Here is a 16,780-nt window from a genome sequence, read left to right on the forward strand (position 1 = left end):
CCAGGAGGTCCTGCCTGCGCCCGCCACCTGGCGGGCACCGGCCTGCTGTGGATCAAAAAGCCGTTAAAACAGGAAGTAACGCTGCGCCATGGGCAATACCTCGGCGGGCTCGCACCACAGCAACACGCCGTCGGCCTTGACCTGGTAGGTCTGTGGGTCAACGTCGATGTGGGGCAAGTAGTCGTTGTGGATCAGGTCGGTTTTCTGCACGTTGCGACAGCCCTTGACCACGGCGATCTGCTTCTTCAGTCCCAGGGCCTCGGGCACTCCGGCGTCCTGTGCCGCCTGGCTGATAAAGGTCAGGCTGGTGGCGTGCAGCGAGCTGCCGAAGCTGGCGAACATGGGCCGGTAGTGTACCGGTTGCGGCGTAGGTATCGAGGCGTTGGCGTCGCCCATCAGGCTTGAGGCAATCGCGCCACCCTTGAGGATCATGGTCGGCTTGATGCCGAAGAACGCCGGGCGCCAGAGCACCAGGTCCGCCCATTTGCCCACTTCGATGGACCCGACGATATGGCTGATACCGTGGGTGATCGCCGGGTTGATGGTGTATTTGGCGATGTAGCGCTTGGCGCGGAAGTTGTCGTTGCCGGGGCCGTCGCCGGGCAGGGCGCCGCGCTGTTTTTTCATCTTGTCGGCGGTCTGCCAGGTGCGCGTGATGACCTCACCGACACGGCCCATGGCCTGGCTGTCGGAACTGATCATCGAGAACGCGCCCAGATCATGCAGGATGTCTTCGGCGGCGATGGTCTCGCGGCGGATACGGCTTTCGGCGAAGGCCACGTCCTCGGCGATGCTTGGATCGAGGTGATGGCAGACCATCAGCATGTCCAGGTGTTCGTCGATGGTATTGCGCGTGAACGGCCGGGTCGGATTGGTGGAGCTGGGCAGTACGTTTGCAAAGCCGCAGGCCTTGATAATGTCCGGCGCATGGCCGCCACCGGCGCCTTCGGTGTGGTAGGTGTGAATGGTGCGGCCCTTGAGTGCGGCCAATGTGGTTTCAACGAAGCCGGACTCGTTCAGTGTGTCGCTGTGGATCGCCACCTGCACGTCGTATTCATCGGCCACGCTCAGGCAGTTGTCGATGCTGGCGGGCGTGGTGCCCCAGTCTTCATGCAGCTTCAAACCAATGGCCCCGGCCTTGACCTGTTCGATCAGCGGCTCGGGCAGACTGGCGTTGCCCTTGCCGGTAAAACCGATGTTCATCGGGAACGAATCGCTGGCTTGCAGCATGCGCGCCAGGTGCCACGGGCCCGAGGTACAGGTGGTGGCATTGGTGCCGGTGGCCGGTCCGGTGCCGCCGCCGATCATGGTAGTGACGCCGCTGGTGAGCGCCTCTTCGATCTGCTGCGGGCAGATGAAATGCACATGGGAGTCGATGCCGCCGGCGGTGAGGATCATGCCTTCGCCCGCGATCACTTCGGTGCTGGCGCCGATGGCCATGGTCACGCCGGGCTGGATATCCGGGTTGCCGGCTTTGCCGATCGCATGGATACGCCCGTTCTTGAGGCCGACATCAGCCTTGACGATGCCCCAGTGGTCGATAATCAGCGCGTTGGTAATCAGGGTGTCCACCACCTCATGGGCGAGCAACTGGCTCTGGCCCTGGCCGTCGCGGATGACCTTGCCGCCGCCGAATTTGACCTCTTCGCCGTAGACGGTGAAGTCCCGTTCCACTTCGACGAACAGCTCGGTGTCGGCCAGACGCACCTTGTCACCGACGGTGGGGCCGTACATGTCGGCGTAGGCTTGGCGGGTGATTTTCATGTGTGTGCCCTGAAGAATATGTGTTGAATGTGAAACCGCTATCGGGGGCAAGCCCCCTCCCACATTTGGAGCTGTGAATACCTTCAAAGGTGGGAGGGGGCTTGCCCCCGATGAGGCCCTAAAGGTCGCCCATGATCCGCCCGGCAAACCCGAATACCCGTCGCCCGCCGCTTAAATCCACCAGCTCGACCTCGCGACTCTGCCCCGGCTCGAACCGCACCGCCGTACCCGCCGGAATATTCAGGCGCATGCCGCGGCTTGCAGTGCGGTCAAACGCCAACGCGTCATTGGTTTCGAAAAAATGGTAATGCGAACCCACCTGGATCGGCCGGTCGCCGCTGTTGGCCACGCTCAAGGTGACGGTGCGGCGCCCGACATTCAGTTCGATCTCGCCAGGCTGGATCTGATATTCACCAGGAATCATGCAGGTTGCCCCAGGGTCTTGAAGTAGATGGCGGTCGGGCTGTAGCGCCCGTCCGGGCTTTGGCAGTAGTCGGGCAGCTCACCGACTTTGGTGTAGTGCAGGGACCGGTAGAAGGCCTCGGCACCGGAGCCGGCCTCGGTGTCCAGGTACAGCAGGCCGCGCTTGTGCTGGCGGGCGGCGAGCTCCAGGGTGTTCATCAATTGCTGGCCCAGGCCATGGCGGCGGGCACTGCTGTGCACCAGCAACTTTTGCACCTCGGCGCGGTTCAGGCCGTTGGCTTTCTGGCACAGCGCCAATTGCACGCTGGCGACCACTTGTTCTTCGCGCACCACTACCCACAGCAGCAGGCTGGCGTCTTCGATACCGGCTTGCACGCCGTTCAGGTACTCGCGGGCCTGGGTCTCATCGACGTCGGCCATAAAGCCCACGGATGCGCCATGCTGTACCGCGTCCAGCAACAGCTCGATCAAGCCCAGGCGGTAATGGGCAAAACTTTCCGCATTGACGCGACGCAGGTGTGCAGCGCTCATCGATCTCACTCCTTGGGCGGTTTGGCGCCCGGATTCAGCGTCAGTTGCATAAAGGTCAGGTCCAGCCAGCGGCCGAACTTGATGCCCACTTGGGGCATCTGCCCGGTGGTGATGAAACCCAGGCGTTCATGCAGGCGGATCGAGGCCTGGTTGCCGCTTTCAATGGCCGCGACCATGACGTGCTTGCCGCAGATGCGGGCGCGCTCGATCAGGGCCAGCATCAGCTGCGGGCCGAGGCCTTTGCCGCGCTGGTCGTTGCGCACGTACACCGAGTGCTCGACGCTGTAGCGAAAGCCCTCGAAGGGACGCCAGTCGCCGAACGAGGCGTAGCCGGTGACTTCATCGTTTTCCACCGCCACCAGGATCGGGTACTGCTGCGCCTGGCGTGCGCTGAACCAGGCCTGGCGGTTGGCCAGGTCCACCGGTTGCTCGTTCCAGATTGCCGTGGTGTTGAGCACCGCGTCGTTGTAGATGGCGCGGATCGCCGGCAGGTCGTGTTCGGTTGCATCACGAATCATCGCTGCACCTTACGCAATGGGTTGATGAACGGTGACCAGCTTGGTGCCGTCCGGGAAGGTGGCCTCCACCTGGATATCCGGGATCATTTCCGGGATGCCCTCCATCACCTGTTCGCGGCTGAGCAGGGTGGTGCCGTAGTGCATCAGGTCGGCCACGGTGCGGCCATCGCGGGCGCCTTCCATCAGGGCGGCGGAGATATAGGCGATGGTTTCCGGGTAGTTGAGCTTCACACCGCGCGCCAGTCGCCGTTCGGCGACCAGGCCTGCGGTGAAGATCAGCAGCTTGTCTTTTTCCCGTGGGGTCAGGTCCATGGTTCAAGGTCCTTTAAATGCATTCTTAAATACAATGAAGATCGAGTGTGGGAGGGGGCTTGCCCCCGATTGGGGTGTGTCAGGCACTGCATCCGTTACTGACCCACCGCCATCGGGGGCAAGCCCCCTCCCACATTTTGATCTTCATGTGCTCCAGATTCTGGGTGATACCGCTTCCCTGCCGAGTACGGCCGGGCGCAACAACCGCCATAAATCAATCAACCACCCCCGCGCCAGCAGCGCTTCACTGGCAAGGCAACGCGCCACCAGCAACCCGGGCAATTGGGTCAAGTCGCCGCGCACCGCGTGTGGCAGTGAGCGGCAGTGTTCGAGCAATTGGGGATCGATCTCACCGGTCACCAGCAACGTGGCGAACACCGGTTGCCCGTCCAACCCGATGGGCGAATCCAGCAAGCCATCGGCGCCCACAATGCGCTGGCGCTCATGCCAGAGCAACTGGCCGTCGCGGCGGATATCCAGGTGCGATTGAAAGTGCCCGAGGTCGAAGCGCTCGTCACTGGCGGGGCGTCCGAGGGCGACCACATCCCAGTAGAACAGCCGCGCATCGCCTTGCAGGTCGATGCGCGTGGTGAGCTCGGCCTGGGCCGCGCTGAACACGATGGTTTCCTGGGGCAGCCATTCCAGCGTCGCGCCGGCCTCGACGGTCAACTCGACGTGCTGAAATGCCGGGCTGCCGGCGCGGTACCACTTGGCTGCGCCGGGGCTGGTCAACTGTGCCCAGGCACCGGCGCCGACGTGGGCGCTGATGTCCAAGCGATCGCCACCGGCAATCCCGCCGGGCGGGTGCACGATGATGTGCTGGCATACCTCGGGACCTTCGGCATACAGGTGCTTTTGCACCCGCAGCGGGCCAAGGTGACGGCGCATGACCGGGCGCGTGGTGTCGCCGAAACGCGCATAGCCCAGTTCCAGCTCGGCGTGCCAGCTGGGGGTGAACAGGGCAGGGGAAACGGGCAGGTTCATGGCTGAGTGCTTATCGTCAGGAGGCTAGAGATTAGATGGTTACGAGACCGCGTACACCCTCGCTTTCCATATTTTCACCACGGCCCTGCTGCACGATTTCGCCGCGTGACATCACCAGGTACTGGTCGGCCAGTTCGGCGGCAAAATCATAGAACTGCTCCACCAGCAGGATCGCCATATCACCACGGGCGGCGAGTTGCTTGATGACGGCGCCGATTTCCTTGATCACTGATGGCTGGATACCTTCGGTGGGTTCGTCGAGGATCAACAGGCGCGGACGGCTGGCCAGGGCGCGGCCGATCGCCAACTGCTGCTGCTGACCACCGGACAAGTCGCCGCCGCGTCGATGCTTCATTTGCAGCAGTACCGGAAACAGTTCGTAGATGAACGCAGGCACTTCCCTGGCTTGCGCGCCTGGGAAGCGCGAAAGGCCCATCAGCAGGTTTTCTTCCACGGTCAGGCGCGCGAAAATCTCGCGTCCTTGCGGCACATAAGCGATCCCGGCATGCACACGCTGATGCGGCTTGAAACCGGTGATAGGTTTGCCTTCCCAGTTCACTGCGCCTTCCTTGGCCGGCAGCAGGCCCATCAGGCACTTGAGCAGGGTGGTCTTGCCCACGCCGTTGCGCCCGAGCAGGCAGGTGACTTCGCCGATCTTCACATCGAAGGACAGCCCGCGCAGGATGTGGCTACCGCCGTAGTATTGGTGCAGCTTGTTGACTTGCAGCATTCCAAAAACCTCCTCAATGATCGTTCCCACGCGGAGCGTGGGAACGATCAACGTCCTAAATACACCTCGATCACCCGCTCATTTTCCTGCACCTGTTCCAGCGACCCTTCGGCCAATACGCTGCCCTGGTGCAGCACGGTGACGTGGTCGGCAATCGAGCCGACAAAGCCCATGTCGTGCTCCACCACCATCAACGAATGCTTGCCGGCCAGGCGCTTGAACAGTTCGGCGGTGAATTCGGTTTCGGCGTCGGTCATGCCCGCCACCGGTTCATCCAGCAGCAACAGTTGCGGATCCTGCATCAGCAGCATGCCGATTTCGAGGAACTGCTTCTGGCCGTGGGACAGCAAACCGGCGGGCCGATGCACCGAGGCGGTGAGGCGGATAGTGTCGAGCACTTCGTCGATGCGGTCTTTCTGCTCGCCACTCAGGCGTGCGCGCAGGCTGGCCCACACCGACTTGTCGGTCTTCTGCGCCAGCTCCAGGTTTTCGAACACGCTCAACGCCTCGAACACGGTCGGCTTCTGGAACTTGCGACCGATGCCGGCCTGGGCGATCTGCACCTCGCTCATGCCGGTCAAGTCCAGGGTTTCGCCGAACCAGGCGTTGCCGTGGCTGGGCCGGGTCTTGCCGGTGATCACGTCCATCAGCGTGGTCTTGCCCGCGCCGTTGGGGCCGATGATGCAGCGCAGTTCACCGACGCCGATGTAGAGGTTGAGGTCGTTGAGCGCCTTGAAACCGTCGAAGCTGACGCTGATGTCTTCCAGGGTCAGGATGGTGCCGTGGCGCGTATTCAGGCCCTTGCCGGCCGCCTGGCCGATACCGATCGCATCACGGCCGCTGCCCGCATCGAAAATAGGTTCAAGCATGACGTTCCTCATTTCTTCAGCAGGCCGATGACGCCCTTGGGCAGGTACAGCGTGACGATGATGAACAGCGCCCCGAGGAAGAACAGCCAGTACTCAGGAAAGGCCACGGTGAACCAGCTCTTCATGCCGTTCACCACGCCCGCGCCGAGCAGTGGGCCGATCAGCGTGCCACGCCCGCCCAGCGCTACCCACACGGCGGCTTCGATGGAGTTGGTCGGCGACATTTCGCCGGGGTTGATGATGCCCACCTGCGGCACATACAGCGCGCCCGCCAAACCGCACAGCACCGCGCTCAGCACCCACACGAACAGCTTGAAGCCACGCGGGTCATAGCCGCAGAACATCAGGCGGTTTTCCGCGTCACGCAGTGCGGTGAGCACGCGGCCGAATTTGCTGCGCGCCAGGCGCGAACCGATGTACAGGCTGGCCACCAGCAGCAGTACCGTGGCCACGAACAACACCGCCCGCGTGCCAGGTTCAGTGATGCCAAAGCCGAGGATGCTGCGGAAATTGGTAAAGCCGTTATTGCCGCCAAATCCGGTTTCATTGCGAAAGAACAACAGCATCCCGGCAAAGGTCAGGGCCTGGGTCATGATCGAGAAATACACGCCCTTGATCCGCGAGCGGAAAGCGAAAAAGCCGAACACCAGGGCCAGCAAGCCCGGCGCCAGGACCACCAGGCACAGCGCCCACCAGAAGTGTTGGGTGCCCACCCAGTACCAGGGCAATTCGGTCCACGACAGAAACGTCATGAACGCCGGCAACTCATCGCCCGATGCCTGGCGCATCAGGTACATGCCCATGGCATAACCACCGAGGGCGAAGAACAGGCCGTGGCCGAGGGACAACATGCCGGCGTAACCCCACACCAGGTCCAGCGCCAGTGCGACGATGGCATAGCAGAGAATCTTGCCGACCAGCGTCAAGGTATAGGCCGACACATGCAGCGGGTTTTCCGGCGACAGCAGCGAACCCAAGGGCAGAGCCAGCAGCAGCAACAGGATCACCGCGCCCACTGCAATCGTCACCTTGGGGCCGGCCTTTTGCGTGGCCGTTAGCATCAATGGCTGATTCATCAGTCGATCACCCGTCCTTTCAGTGCGAAGAGTCCCTGCGGGCGTTTCTGGATAAACAGAATGATCAGCGCAAGGATCAAAATCTTGCCGAGCACCGCGCCGATCTGCGGTTCCAGGATCTTGTTGGCGATCCCCAGGCCAAAGGCCGCCGTCACACTGCCGGCCAACTGGCCGACACCGCCCAACACCACCACCAGGAATGAGTCGATGATGTAGCTCTGGCCCAGGTCCGGGCCGACGTTGCCGACCTGGCTCAGCGCCACGCCGCCCAGGCCCGCGATGCCGGAGCCGAGGCCGAAGGCAAGCATGTCCACCCGTCCGGTTGGCACGCCGCAGCAGGCCGCCATGTTGCGGTTCTGGGTGACGGCACGCACGTTGAGGCCCAGGCGCGTCTTGTTCAGCAGCAGCCAGGTCAACACCACCACGAACAGGGCGAATGCAATGATCACAAGACGGTTGTACGGCAGCACCAGGTTGGGCAGCACTTGAATGCCGCCGGACAACCATTGTGGGTTGGACACTTCAACGTTCTGCGCACCGAACACCAGGCGCACCAACTGAATCAGCATCAGGCTGATACCCCAGGTCGCGAGCAGGGTTTCCAATGGCCGGCCATACAGGTGACGAATCACCGTGCGCTCCAGCGCCATGCCGATGGCGGCAGTGACGAAGAACGCCACCGGCAGTGCGATCAGCGGGTAGAACTCAATGGCCTGGGGCACGTAGCGCTGCATCAGCAACTGCACCACGTAGGTGGAATAGGCGCCGAGCATCAGCATCTCGCCGTGGGCCATATTGATCACGCCAAGCAGGCCGAAGGTGATCGCCAGGCCCAGGGCCGCGAGCAATAGAATCGAGCCCAGCGACATACCGCTGAAGGCCTGGCCGAGGATCTCACCGAACATCAACTTGCGTTTGACCTGGGCCAGGCTGGTTTCGGCGGCGGTGTGCACGGCGGCATCGGTTTCGACGCCGGGCGCGAGCAAGGCTTCCAGGCGCGTGCGGGCCAGCGGGTCGCCGGTGCTGCCGAGCAAGCGCACCGCGGCCAGGCGCACCACCGGGTCGGTGTCGACCAATTGCAGGTTGGCCAGGGCCAGGCTGAGGGCGCTGTGCACCTCCTCATCGGTTTCGGCGGCGACCTGCTGGTCGAGGAATTTCAGTTGCGCAGGCACTGCGCTTTTTTGCAGGGTACGCGCAGCACTCAAGCGCACCTTGGGGTCGGCGGCGAGCAATTGCTGGCTGGCTTGTACATTGTCGATCAGGCCGCGCAGGCGGTTGTTCAGGCGCACGGTTTTGGTTTCGCCGTTGAGCGTGAGCTGGCCTTGCTGCAGGGCGTCCACCAGCTCGATGCGCGCAGGATCGGGGTTGGCGGCCCACGCCTGGAGGAGTTTGGCTTGCTGCACCGGGTTGGCGGCAAGGAAGTCGTCGGCGTCGCTGGCGTGTGCGGCCAAAGGCAGCAACAGCAGCAATGCCAGGAAGCAGCGTTGGAGGGCAGTGGGCATACACAATGTCCTGATCATGCGGGGACAGTGTGGGAGGGGGCTTGCCCCCGATTGCAGTGTGTCAGTTGATGAATATAGGTCTGACACTCCGCTATCGGGGGCAAGCCCCCTCCCACATTTTTAGCCTGTGGTGGGGCTTCAGTTGCTCTTCACGGCGTAGTCAGGTTTTTTGTCATTGCCCGGAATGTACGGGCTCCACGGCTGGGCGCGGATCGGCGCTTCGGTCTGCCACACCACCGAGAACTGCCCGTCGGCCTGGATCTCGCCGATCATCACCGGCTTGTGCAGGTGGTGGTTGGTCTTGTCCATGGTCAGGGTGAAGCCCGACGGCGCGGCGAAGGTCTGGCCGGCCAGGGCTTCACGCACTTTGTCGACGTCGGTGGACTTGGCTTTCTCCGCCGCCTGGGCCCACATATGGATGCCCACATAGGTGGCTTCCATCGGGTCGTTGGTCACGGCTTTGTCCGCGCCCGGCAGGTTGTGTTTCTTGGCGTAGGCTTTCCAGTCGGCGACGAATTTCTGGTTCACCGGGTTCTCCACCGACTGGAAGTAGTTCCACGCCGCCAGGTTGCCCACCAGCGGCTTGGTGTCGATGCCGCGCAGTTCTTCTTCACCCACGGAGAATGCCACCACCGGTACATCGGTTGCCTTCAGGCCCTGGTTGGCCAGTTCCTTGTAGAACGGCACATTGGAGTCGCCATTCACGGTGGAAATCACTGCGGTCTTGCCGCCGGCGGAGAACTTCTTGATGTTGGCGACGATGGTCTGGTAATCGCTGTGGCCGAACGGGGTGTAGACCTCTTCGATGTCCTTGTCCGCCACGCCTTTGGCATGCAGGAACGAGCGCAGGATCTTGTTGGTGGTGCGCGGGTACACGTAGTCGGTGCCGAGCAGGAAGAAACGCTTGGCGCTGCCGCCTTCCTCGCTCATCAAATATTCAACCGCCGGGATCGCCTGCTGGTTGGGTGCCGCACCGGTATAGAACACGTTCGGCGACATTTCCTCGCCTTCGTATTGCACCGGGTAGAACAGCAGGCCATTGAGTTCTTCGAACACCGGCAATACCGATTTGCGCGACACCGAGGTCCAGCAGCCGAACACCACCGCGACCTTGTCCTGGGTCAGCAACTGCCGGCCTTTTTCCGCGAACAGCGGCCAGTTGGACGCCGGGTCCACCACCACCGGCTCAAGCATCTTGCCGTTCACACCGCCCTTGGCGTTGATCTCGTCGATGGTCATCAGCGCCATGTCTTTAAGCGAGGTTTCGGAGATCGCCATGGTCCCGGACAACGAGTGCAGGATGCCGACCTTGATGGTCTCGGCGGCCTGCACGGTCCAGGTCAAGCCCATGGCCGCAATGGATGCCGACAGGGTGAATGCCTTGATCAAACTGCGACGCTTCATAGTGCGATCTCCGTGAACTCAACAAGGGGGTGAGGGACAAGTTGAGCAGGGGATTGCAAGCGCTGTGCCGAGTCGCCAAACCCCATGAAATGCCTGGTTTGCCCGCGCTTTTGCAGGCGTGACGCACCAGAAAATGGCAGGCGCAAGTGTCGGTGCGTGGCGGTGCGCTACAACGGGGCGTGCTCAGCGCCTGCGCATCAAGCCGATAAAAAACAGACCGCCGATGGCCGCCGTTGCTACGCCAATCGGCAGGTCTTCGGGGGCGATCAGGGTGCGTGCCGCAACATCCACCCACACCAGGAACACACTGCCCAGCAGCACGCACACCGGCAGCAAGCGCCGGTGCTCGGCTCCTACCAGGCGCCGGGCGATGTGCGGCACCATCAGGCCGACAAAGCCGATGGAGCCGCTGATCGACACCAGCACGCCGGTCATCAGCGACGCGATCAAAAACACCTTGAGCCGCACGTTGCGTGCGTTCAGGCCCAGAGTCACGGCGGTCTGTTCGCCGGCCATCAGGGCATTGAGCGGGCGCGCCATGCCCGATAGCAGGGCCAACCCAAGCACCACCGTGGCGGCGGGAATCGCCAGCAGTTCCCAGCGCGCCAGCCCCAGGCCGCCGAGCATCCAGAACATCACTGCTGAGGCGGCGCGGTGGTCGCCCATGAACAGCAGCAGGTTGGCCACTGCCATCATCACGAATGACACCGCCACGCCGCACAGCAGCAGGCGATCACTTTCCAGGCGGCCATTGCGACTGGCCACGGCCAGCACCACCAGCATGCTCAGCAGCGCACCGATAAAGGCCGCAATGGGCAGGGTCAGCAGGCCGATGACTTCGCCCACATGCAGCACCACGATCACCGCGCCGAGGGTGGCGCCGGAGGTCACGCCGAGCAAATGTGGGTCGGCCAACGGGTTACGCGTCACGGCCTGCAACACCGCGCCGATCAACGCCAGCCCGGCGCCCACCAGGGCACCGAGCAGCATGCGCGGCACGCGGATCAGCCAGACGATATGTTCCTGGCCCGCGCTCCAATCCACTTCACCGATGCCGCACGTCTTGTGCAGCAGGATCCGCCACACCACGTCCACGGGCACCCGCGCCGAGCCGAACCCCAGCGAGATCACGCAGGAGATCAGCAAAAACGCGCCCATGGCACTCAGCAGCAAGGCGTAGCGACGGTCGATCATTCGCCGTGGAACCCCTTGGCCAGGGCTTGCACCGCCAGCACGTTGTCGATACCCGGCGTGGCCTGCACGTACGGGATCACGATAAAGCGCTGGTTCCTGATGGCGTCCACCGATTGCAGGGCCGGGTTATCGAGCAGAAATTGCTCTTTCTGTTTGGCCGTGATTTCGCTGTAGTCGACGATCACGATCACCTGCGGGTTGCGTTCCACCACGGTTTCCCAGTTGACCCGGGTCCAGCTGGCGTCGACGTTGTCGAGGATATTGCGCCCGCCAGCGGCGTCGATTAACGCGTGTGGCATGCCCAGGCGTCCTGACGTCATGGCGCGGTCTTCGCCGCTGTCGTAAAGAAACACCCGTGGCTTGTCGGCGGGCAGGTCTTTTTGTACCTCGGCCACCTGCGCCTGCATCTGGGCGATCAGCGCGTTGGCACGGTCTTGTACGTCGAAGATCTTGCCCAGGTTGCGCAGGTCGTTATAGGTGTCTTCCAGTGTGGCAGCGGGGCGCTTCATCACGAACGCACACGACTCGGTCAGCTCATACACGTTGATACCCAAGGGTTGCAGGGTGTGCGGCGTGAGGTCGCCGCCCACGCGCATGCCGTAGTCCCAACCGGCGAAGAAGAAATCCACGTTGGCATTGAGCAAGGTTTCCACTGATGGGTACTTGCTCGCCAGCTCCGGCAGGCCGTCGAGGATCGCGGCCATGTCCGGCGGCACTGACTTCCAGCCCGTCACGCCGCTGTAGCCGGCCATGTGTGGCTTGAGGCCCAGGGCGAGCATCATCTGGGTCATGTTGATGTCGTGGCTGACCGCGTGTTGCGGGGCTTGCTGGAAGGTCACGTCGCGGTTGCAGCTCTTGATGGTCAGCGGGTAGTGGGTGGCTTCGGCGAGCGCTTGGGCAGTGGCGAACATCAGGGCGAGAGACAGCAGGGCGCGCAGGATCATGGTTGGGTTATCCAGGTGATTCGGGGGTAGCCGGACAAGGGATGGGTGTCGATCAGGGCTTGGACGCCAAACACGTCGCGCAGCAACGCGGCGGTCAGCACTTCATGGGGCGTACCGCTGGCGACGATGCGCCCATGATGGATCACGTACAGGCGATCACAGAACGCGGCGGCCAGGTTCAGGTCGTGGATGCTCGCCAGGGTGCCGATGTTCAACTGCTTGACCAGCCTTAACAGCTCCAGCTGATAGCGCGGGTCGAGGTGGTTGGTCGGCTCATCGAGGATCAGCAGTTGCGGTTGCTGGGCCAGGGCGCGAGCCAGGATGACGCGCTGCTTTTCACCGCCCGAGAGGGTGGCGAACGCATGGTCTGCGAAACCCTGCATCCCCACCGACTGCAGTGCGTTGCGGATCAGTTGCTGGTCGTGCTGGGTGTCGCTGTCGAACAAACCCTTGTGGGGCGTGCGGCCCATGGCGACCACTTCATCCACGCGCAAGCCGAACGCGTCGGGGAATTCCTGCAGCACCACCGCGATGCGTCGCGCACACCACTTGGCGCTTTGCTTCCAGACGTTCTGGTGCTCAAGCATTACCTCGCCGCGCTCCGGCCGGGTGAATCGATAGGCGCAACGCAACAGGCTGGTCTTGCCGCTGCCGTTAGGCCCGATCAGGCCGACAAACTCCCCGGCAGCGACCTGCAGGCCGGCGTCACGCAGTTGGAACCGGTGAAGGCAGTGGTCGTGGCCGGGTGGAGTCCAGGCCAGGTCGGTGAGGGTGAGCGAGGTCATTAAAAGGTGTAGTCGGCAGTAATGAACATGGAACGAGGTACACCCAGAATCCACTGCTGCCCATCGTTGTACTGGCTGACTGCGTAAGTGCGATCGAACAGGTTGTTGAGTTGCAGGCCCAGTGTGGTGTTGCGCATGGCGTTCCACGACAGCGTTGCATCGACCACGGTGTAGCTCGGCAACTCGTTCTGGTTGGCCATGTCGGCATACCGTGCATCGACATAACGCACACCGGCACCGGCACGCACGTTGTCGGTCACGGCCTTGCTCAGCCACAGGTTGGCGGTGCGGCGCGGCACGTCCACTGGGCGGTTGCCGTCGCGCGACACCTGCACGCCGCCGACGTCCTGTTTGAAGTCGTCATACTGCGCTCGCACGATGGCGGCGTTGGCTTGCAACTGCCAGGCGTGAGGCAGTTGCAGGTCGAGGCTGGCCTCCAGGCCGTTGGAAGATTGTTGGCCGACTTGCTGTTTGAACCCCGGGACGCCCGGCACGTCCGTCAGCAGCTTATCCTTGACGATGTGGTAGGCCGCCAGGGTCCATTCACCCCGTGCGTCCCAGAATGCTTGCTTGATACCGACCTCGGTCTGCCTGGCGCTGGACAGGTCGAACTGCTGCTGGCTCGGGCTCAGGGAAATCAGCCCGCCGACGCCGTCGGTGCTGGTGGCGTACTGGCCGTAGACCGAAGTCTGCGGGGTGATCGCGTAGACCAGGCCGGCTTTCCAGTTATTGCCGGTGAGGGTTTTGTCGGATTGGCCACCGGTGCGCAGATCGTCGCGGTCGATGTGCGCGTAGTCGCGGCGGACGCCGGTGACCAGCGCGAGTTTATCCGTGAGTTGCAGGCGGTTTTCCGCGAAGCCGGCCACCGTCCTGGTGGTGGTGGCGAACACCGGTTTGAACGGGTCCTGGCTGGCAAATGGCGCAGGCGCCGGGTGATACAGGTCGACGGGTTGGCCGGTTTGCGCCACGTCATTAAACGGCGTGTTGCTCGCCAGGCGGAAGCGGATGCGGTTGTATTCCACGCCTGCCACGGTCTGGCTGTCGAGGCCGAACAGGGTGTGCTTGAAGGTGAAGGTCTGGCGGTCGCCCACCTGTTCCTGATCGTGCTTGATCCCGAAGTTGCCGCTGCGGGTCAGTTGGCCGTTGGTGAAGTTGTAGTTCTCGGCGTTCTGCCAGCGACGCTGGTTTTTCAGGTAGTACAGCTCGTTGGTGGCGCTGACGTTATCGCTCGGTTGCCACTCGCTGGTCAGGCGTGTCCACTGGTCGTTGTAGTGCTGGGTGTCGTTGCTGACGTTGTAGTTCTTGTCGCGCAGGCCCTTGTGCAACTGGCCGTTGATCAGGGGCGTGCCGAAGTAGTTTTGTGGGCGCTGGTCGCCGTAGTCACTGGCCAGGGTGAAGCTCAGGTTGTCGGCCGCCTGCCAGCGCAGGGCACCGCTGATGAAGTCGCTGCTGGCGTCGCCACGGTCGATGAAACCGTTGCTGCGCAGGCGGTTGAGGTTCAGGCGGTAGCTCAGGGTATCGGTCAGTGAGCCGCCACTGTCCAGGGCTTGTTGCTGGCGGTCGTAGGAACCGTAGCCGAGGCGGATGCGGTTTTCGATCGCGCCCGTGAAAGGCTTTTTCGGGACCGTATTGACCACCGCGCCGGTAGCGCCTTCGCCGTACAGCACCGAGGCCGGGCCGCGCAGCACGTCCACCCGTTCCACCGCCCAGGTGTCCACCGGGAAGGTCGAGGTGCCCATGCCGGTGTACATGCGGTTACCGTCGTACAGTTGCATCACCGAGCTTTGGCCGGTAAAGCCACGGGCTTGCAGCGAGGTGCCACCGTCGCCCGGGGTGCCGGTGCGGGTGATGCCGGTGGCGCGGGAGATGGCGTCCTGCACGCTGGCGTCGCCACGTGCTCGGATCTGCGCGCCGGTCTGGCTTTCTACGCTGCCGGGAGTTTGCAGCGCCGTCAGGTTCAGGCGCGAACCGGCGGTAGTCGGCGTATTGAGCTCGACGCGTTCGTTATCCACTGCCGGTGCCGTGATGGCGCTCTCGGGCAGGGTCATGGCCTGGGCGTTGGTATGCAGGGCGAGCAGGCACAGGCCGCACGCTAGAGAGTTGTTCATCGGTCGATTCAATCGCTTCTTGAAGGGGGGCTCGCCGCAGGGCGCGGCGAGCAACGATAACGCAGAAAGTGTTATAAGTTAACATTTATTGGCTGCGCGACAACAGTCGCGCAAGGCTACACAAGCCCGCAGCGTCGGGCATCTCGCCTGTTTCATGCTTAACCTGAGGCAGATTCACCTTGGGCAAAAAAGCGTGACAGCACCAGGCGATCCAGCGCCCATACCAGAATCAACGATGCGCCCACCAACGGGAAAATGATCGCCAGCCCGAGCATGATCACCATCGCGGTTTTCCACTTCGGCACGTCATGACGCAGCGGCGGCACACCCAACCCGCCCTGTGGCCGACGCTTCCACCAGATCACCACGCCACTCACCGCACTGAGCAGAATCATCAGGCAGATCACCAGCACGATCAGTTGATTGATCCAGCCGAACATCTTGCCTTCGTGCAACATCACGCCGGTCTCGGTGGCGCGTGCGACCAGGTTGTAATGCGCCCAACGCACATCGGCCAGGACCTTGCCGGTGTACTGGTCCACATGCAGGGTGGCGTCATTGCGCGGGTCGTTGGCGAACACCGCGACGGTGAATACCCCCGTGGCGGTGGTGGGGAAGGTGATGCTGTAGCCGGGCTCGACCTTGCGCGCATTGGCCAGGTCGACCACCTGTTGCAGGCGCACGGTCGGCGCGGCGGGGCCTGCATGCATGGCGCCGTGGTTCATGTGTTCGGCGTGGTCGCCGGACATCGGCATCGGCGTGTTTTCCAGGGCCCAGGGCACGGTCTGTTGGGTGGCCGTGTTGAGCACGCGTGCCTGCTGGTCGGACTGCGGCACGTTGTTCCACATCGCCGCCGGAAAAGTGTTCCACAGGGCGGCGTATTGCTTGCCCCAGAAGCCCGTCCAGGTCATGCCGCTGAGCAGCATCACCAGCAAAAACGCTGCGCCCCAGAAACCGGCGACGGCGTGCAGGTCGCGCCAGAACACGCGGCCACGGCGGTTGAGTCGGGGCCACAATATGCCGGCCGATGACTTGCCGCGCGGCCACCACAGGTACAGGCCTGACACCACGAGCATTACGCCCCAGCCGGCGGCGAGCTCTATCAGGCGATCACCGGTGGTGCCGATCATCAACTCGCCGTGCAGGGCGCGGGCGATGGCTTGCAGGTTGTATTTGGCGTCCTGCTCACCCAGGACGGTGCCGCGATACGGGTCGACGAATACGCTGATTTCGCGGCCCTGGTTATGCATCACAAACTGTGCGCTGCTGGTGGCATTGGCAGGCGGCAGGTACTTGCTGATCGCAGCCTGGGGGTAGGCGGCTCTGGCGCGTTGCAGCTGCTCGTCGGCGCTCAGCGCGTGTTCGGCGGCGGGAACGCTGAGCAGGTGGCCGTACAGCAACGGGTCGAGCTGGGGTTTGAACAGGTAGATGATGCCGGTCAGGGCCAGCAGCACCATGAAGGGGGCGACGAAGAGACCGGCGTAGAAGTGCCAGCGCCAGGCCAGGTTGTAGAAGGAAACTTTTTGTTGAGTGCTCATCAGGGCTCCGCAAGGCTTTTGATTTTTTGTGTCAGTTACACCGCTATCGGGGGCAAGCCCCCTCCCACATTGGATTGGGTTCACATAGTTGGATTTGG

General features: G+C 62.9%; 16 protein-coding genes. All 16 read right to left on the minus strand.

The window, feature by feature from the left end; genetic code table 11:
* Window positions 1-63: 63 nt before the first annotated feature.
* The gene (ureC, locus tag BFP93_RS20075; protein ID WP_065894550.1) at window positions 64-1,764 is read right to left on the minus strand and encodes an urease subunit alpha; all 1,701 of its coding nucleotides are present in this window, start codon (window positions 1,762-1,764) and stop codon (window positions 64-66) included.
* 118 nt (window positions 1,765-1,882) lie between these two features.
* Complete coding sequence (locus tag BFP93_RS20080; RefSeq protein ID WP_065894552.1) at window positions 1,883-2,188, minus strand: urease subunit beta; 306 nt, start codon at window positions 2,186-2,188, stop codon at window positions 1,883-1,885.
* Window positions 2,185-2,718: a GNAT family N-acetyltransferase gene (locus BFP93_RS20085; RefSeq protein WP_065894554.1), complete on the minus strand. Its 534-nt coding sequence runs from the start codon at window positions 2,716-2,718 to the stop codon at window positions 2,185-2,187. Before BFP93_RS20085 ends, BFP93_RS20080 begins: the two co-directional genes overlap by 4 nt.
* A 5-nt stretch (window positions 2,719-2,723) precedes the next feature.
* Entirely contained in the window at window positions 2,724-3,236 is a 513-nt protein-coding gene (locus BFP93_RS20090) for a GNAT family N-acetyltransferase (RefSeq protein ID WP_065894556.1), read from the minus strand.
* A gap of 9 nt (window positions 3,237-3,245) precedes the next feature.
* Window positions 3,246-3,548: an urease subunit gamma gene (gene ureA, locus BFP93_RS20095; protein ID WP_003171437.1), complete on the minus strand. Its 303-nt coding sequence runs from the start codon at window positions 3,546-3,548 to the stop codon at window positions 3,246-3,248.
* A gap of 144 nt (window positions 3,549-3,692) precedes the next feature.
* On the minus strand, window positions 3,693-4,532 hold the full coding sequence (locus BFP93_RS20100) for an urease accessory protein UreD (protein WP_065894558.1): 840 nt from the start codon (window positions 4,530-4,532) through the stop codon (window positions 3,693-3,695).
* A gap of 31 nt (window positions 4,533-4,563) precedes the next feature.
* On the minus strand, window positions 4,564-5,262 hold the full coding sequence (urtE, locus tag BFP93_RS20105) for an urea ABC transporter ATP-binding subunit UrtE (RefSeq protein ID WP_065894560.1): 699 nt from the start codon (window positions 5,260-5,262) through the stop codon (window positions 4,564-4,566).
* A gap of 47 nt (window positions 5,263-5,309) precedes the next feature.
* Window positions 5,310-6,143, minus strand: a complete 834-nt coding sequence (gene urtD / locus BFP93_RS20110; RefSeq protein WP_163032567.1) for an urea ABC transporter ATP-binding protein UrtD — start codon at window positions 6,141-6,143, stop codon at window positions 5,310-5,312.
* Complete coding sequence (urtC, locus tag BFP93_RS20115) at window positions 6,140-7,207, minus strand: urea ABC transporter permease subunit UrtC (RefSeq protein WP_065894562.1); 1,068 nt, start codon at window positions 7,205-7,207, stop codon at window positions 6,140-6,142. Before urtC ends, urtD begins: the two co-directional genes overlap by 4 nt.
* Window positions 7,207-8,709: an urea ABC transporter permease subunit UrtB gene (urtB, locus tag BFP93_RS20120; protein ID WP_065894563.1), complete on the minus strand. Its 1,503-nt coding sequence runs from the start codon at window positions 8,707-8,709 to the stop codon at window positions 7,207-7,209. Before urtB ends, urtC begins: the two co-directional genes overlap by 1 nt.
* Before the next feature lie 138 nt (window positions 8,710-8,847).
* The gene (gene urtA, locus BFP93_RS20125) at window positions 8,848-10,113 is read right to left on the minus strand and encodes an urea ABC transporter substrate-binding protein (RefSeq protein ID WP_065894564.1); all 1,266 of its coding nucleotides are present in this window, start codon (window positions 10,111-10,113) and stop codon (window positions 8,848-8,850) included.
* 183 nt (window positions 10,114-10,296) lie between these two features.
* Window positions 10,297-11,307 (minus strand): FecCD family ABC transporter permease, encoded by a 1,011-nt coding sequence (locus tag BFP93_RS20130; RefSeq protein ID WP_065894565.1) that lies wholly within the window; start codon window positions 11,305-11,307, stop codon window positions 10,297-10,299.
* Window positions 11,304-12,251: an ABC transporter substrate-binding protein gene (locus BFP93_RS20135; RefSeq protein WP_065894567.1), complete on the minus strand. Its 948-nt coding sequence runs from the start codon at window positions 12,249-12,251 to the stop codon at window positions 11,304-11,306. Before BFP93_RS20135 ends, BFP93_RS20130 begins: the two co-directional genes overlap by 4 nt.
* Window positions 12,248-13,036 (minus strand): ABC transporter ATP-binding protein, encoded by a 789-nt coding sequence (locus tag BFP93_RS20140; RefSeq protein ID WP_065894568.1) that lies wholly within the window; start codon window positions 13,034-13,036, stop codon window positions 12,248-12,250. The genes BFP93_RS20135 and BFP93_RS20140 overlap by 4 nt, the downstream gene beginning before the upstream one ends.
* The gene (locus BFP93_RS20145; RefSeq protein ID WP_065894569.1) at window positions 13,036-15,144 is read right to left on the minus strand and encodes a TonB-dependent receptor; all 2,109 of its coding nucleotides are present in this window, start codon (window positions 15,142-15,144) and stop codon (window positions 13,036-13,038) included. The genes BFP93_RS20140 and BFP93_RS20145 overlap by 1 nt, the downstream gene beginning before the upstream one ends.
* 158 nt (window positions 15,145-15,302) lie before the next feature.
* Window positions 15,303-16,682, minus strand: a complete 1,380-nt coding sequence (locus BFP93_RS20150; protein WP_065894570.1) for a PepSY-associated TM helix domain-containing protein — start codon at window positions 16,680-16,682, stop codon at window positions 15,303-15,305.
* Between the last annotated feature and the right edge of the window lie 98 nt (window positions 16,683-16,780).

The sequence above is a fragment of the Pseudomonas sp. 44 R 15 genome, assembly GCF_900004965.1.
Lineage (GTDB): Bacteria > Pseudomonadota > Gammaproteobacteria > Pseudomonadales > Pseudomonadaceae > Aquipseudomonas > Aquipseudomonas orientalis_A.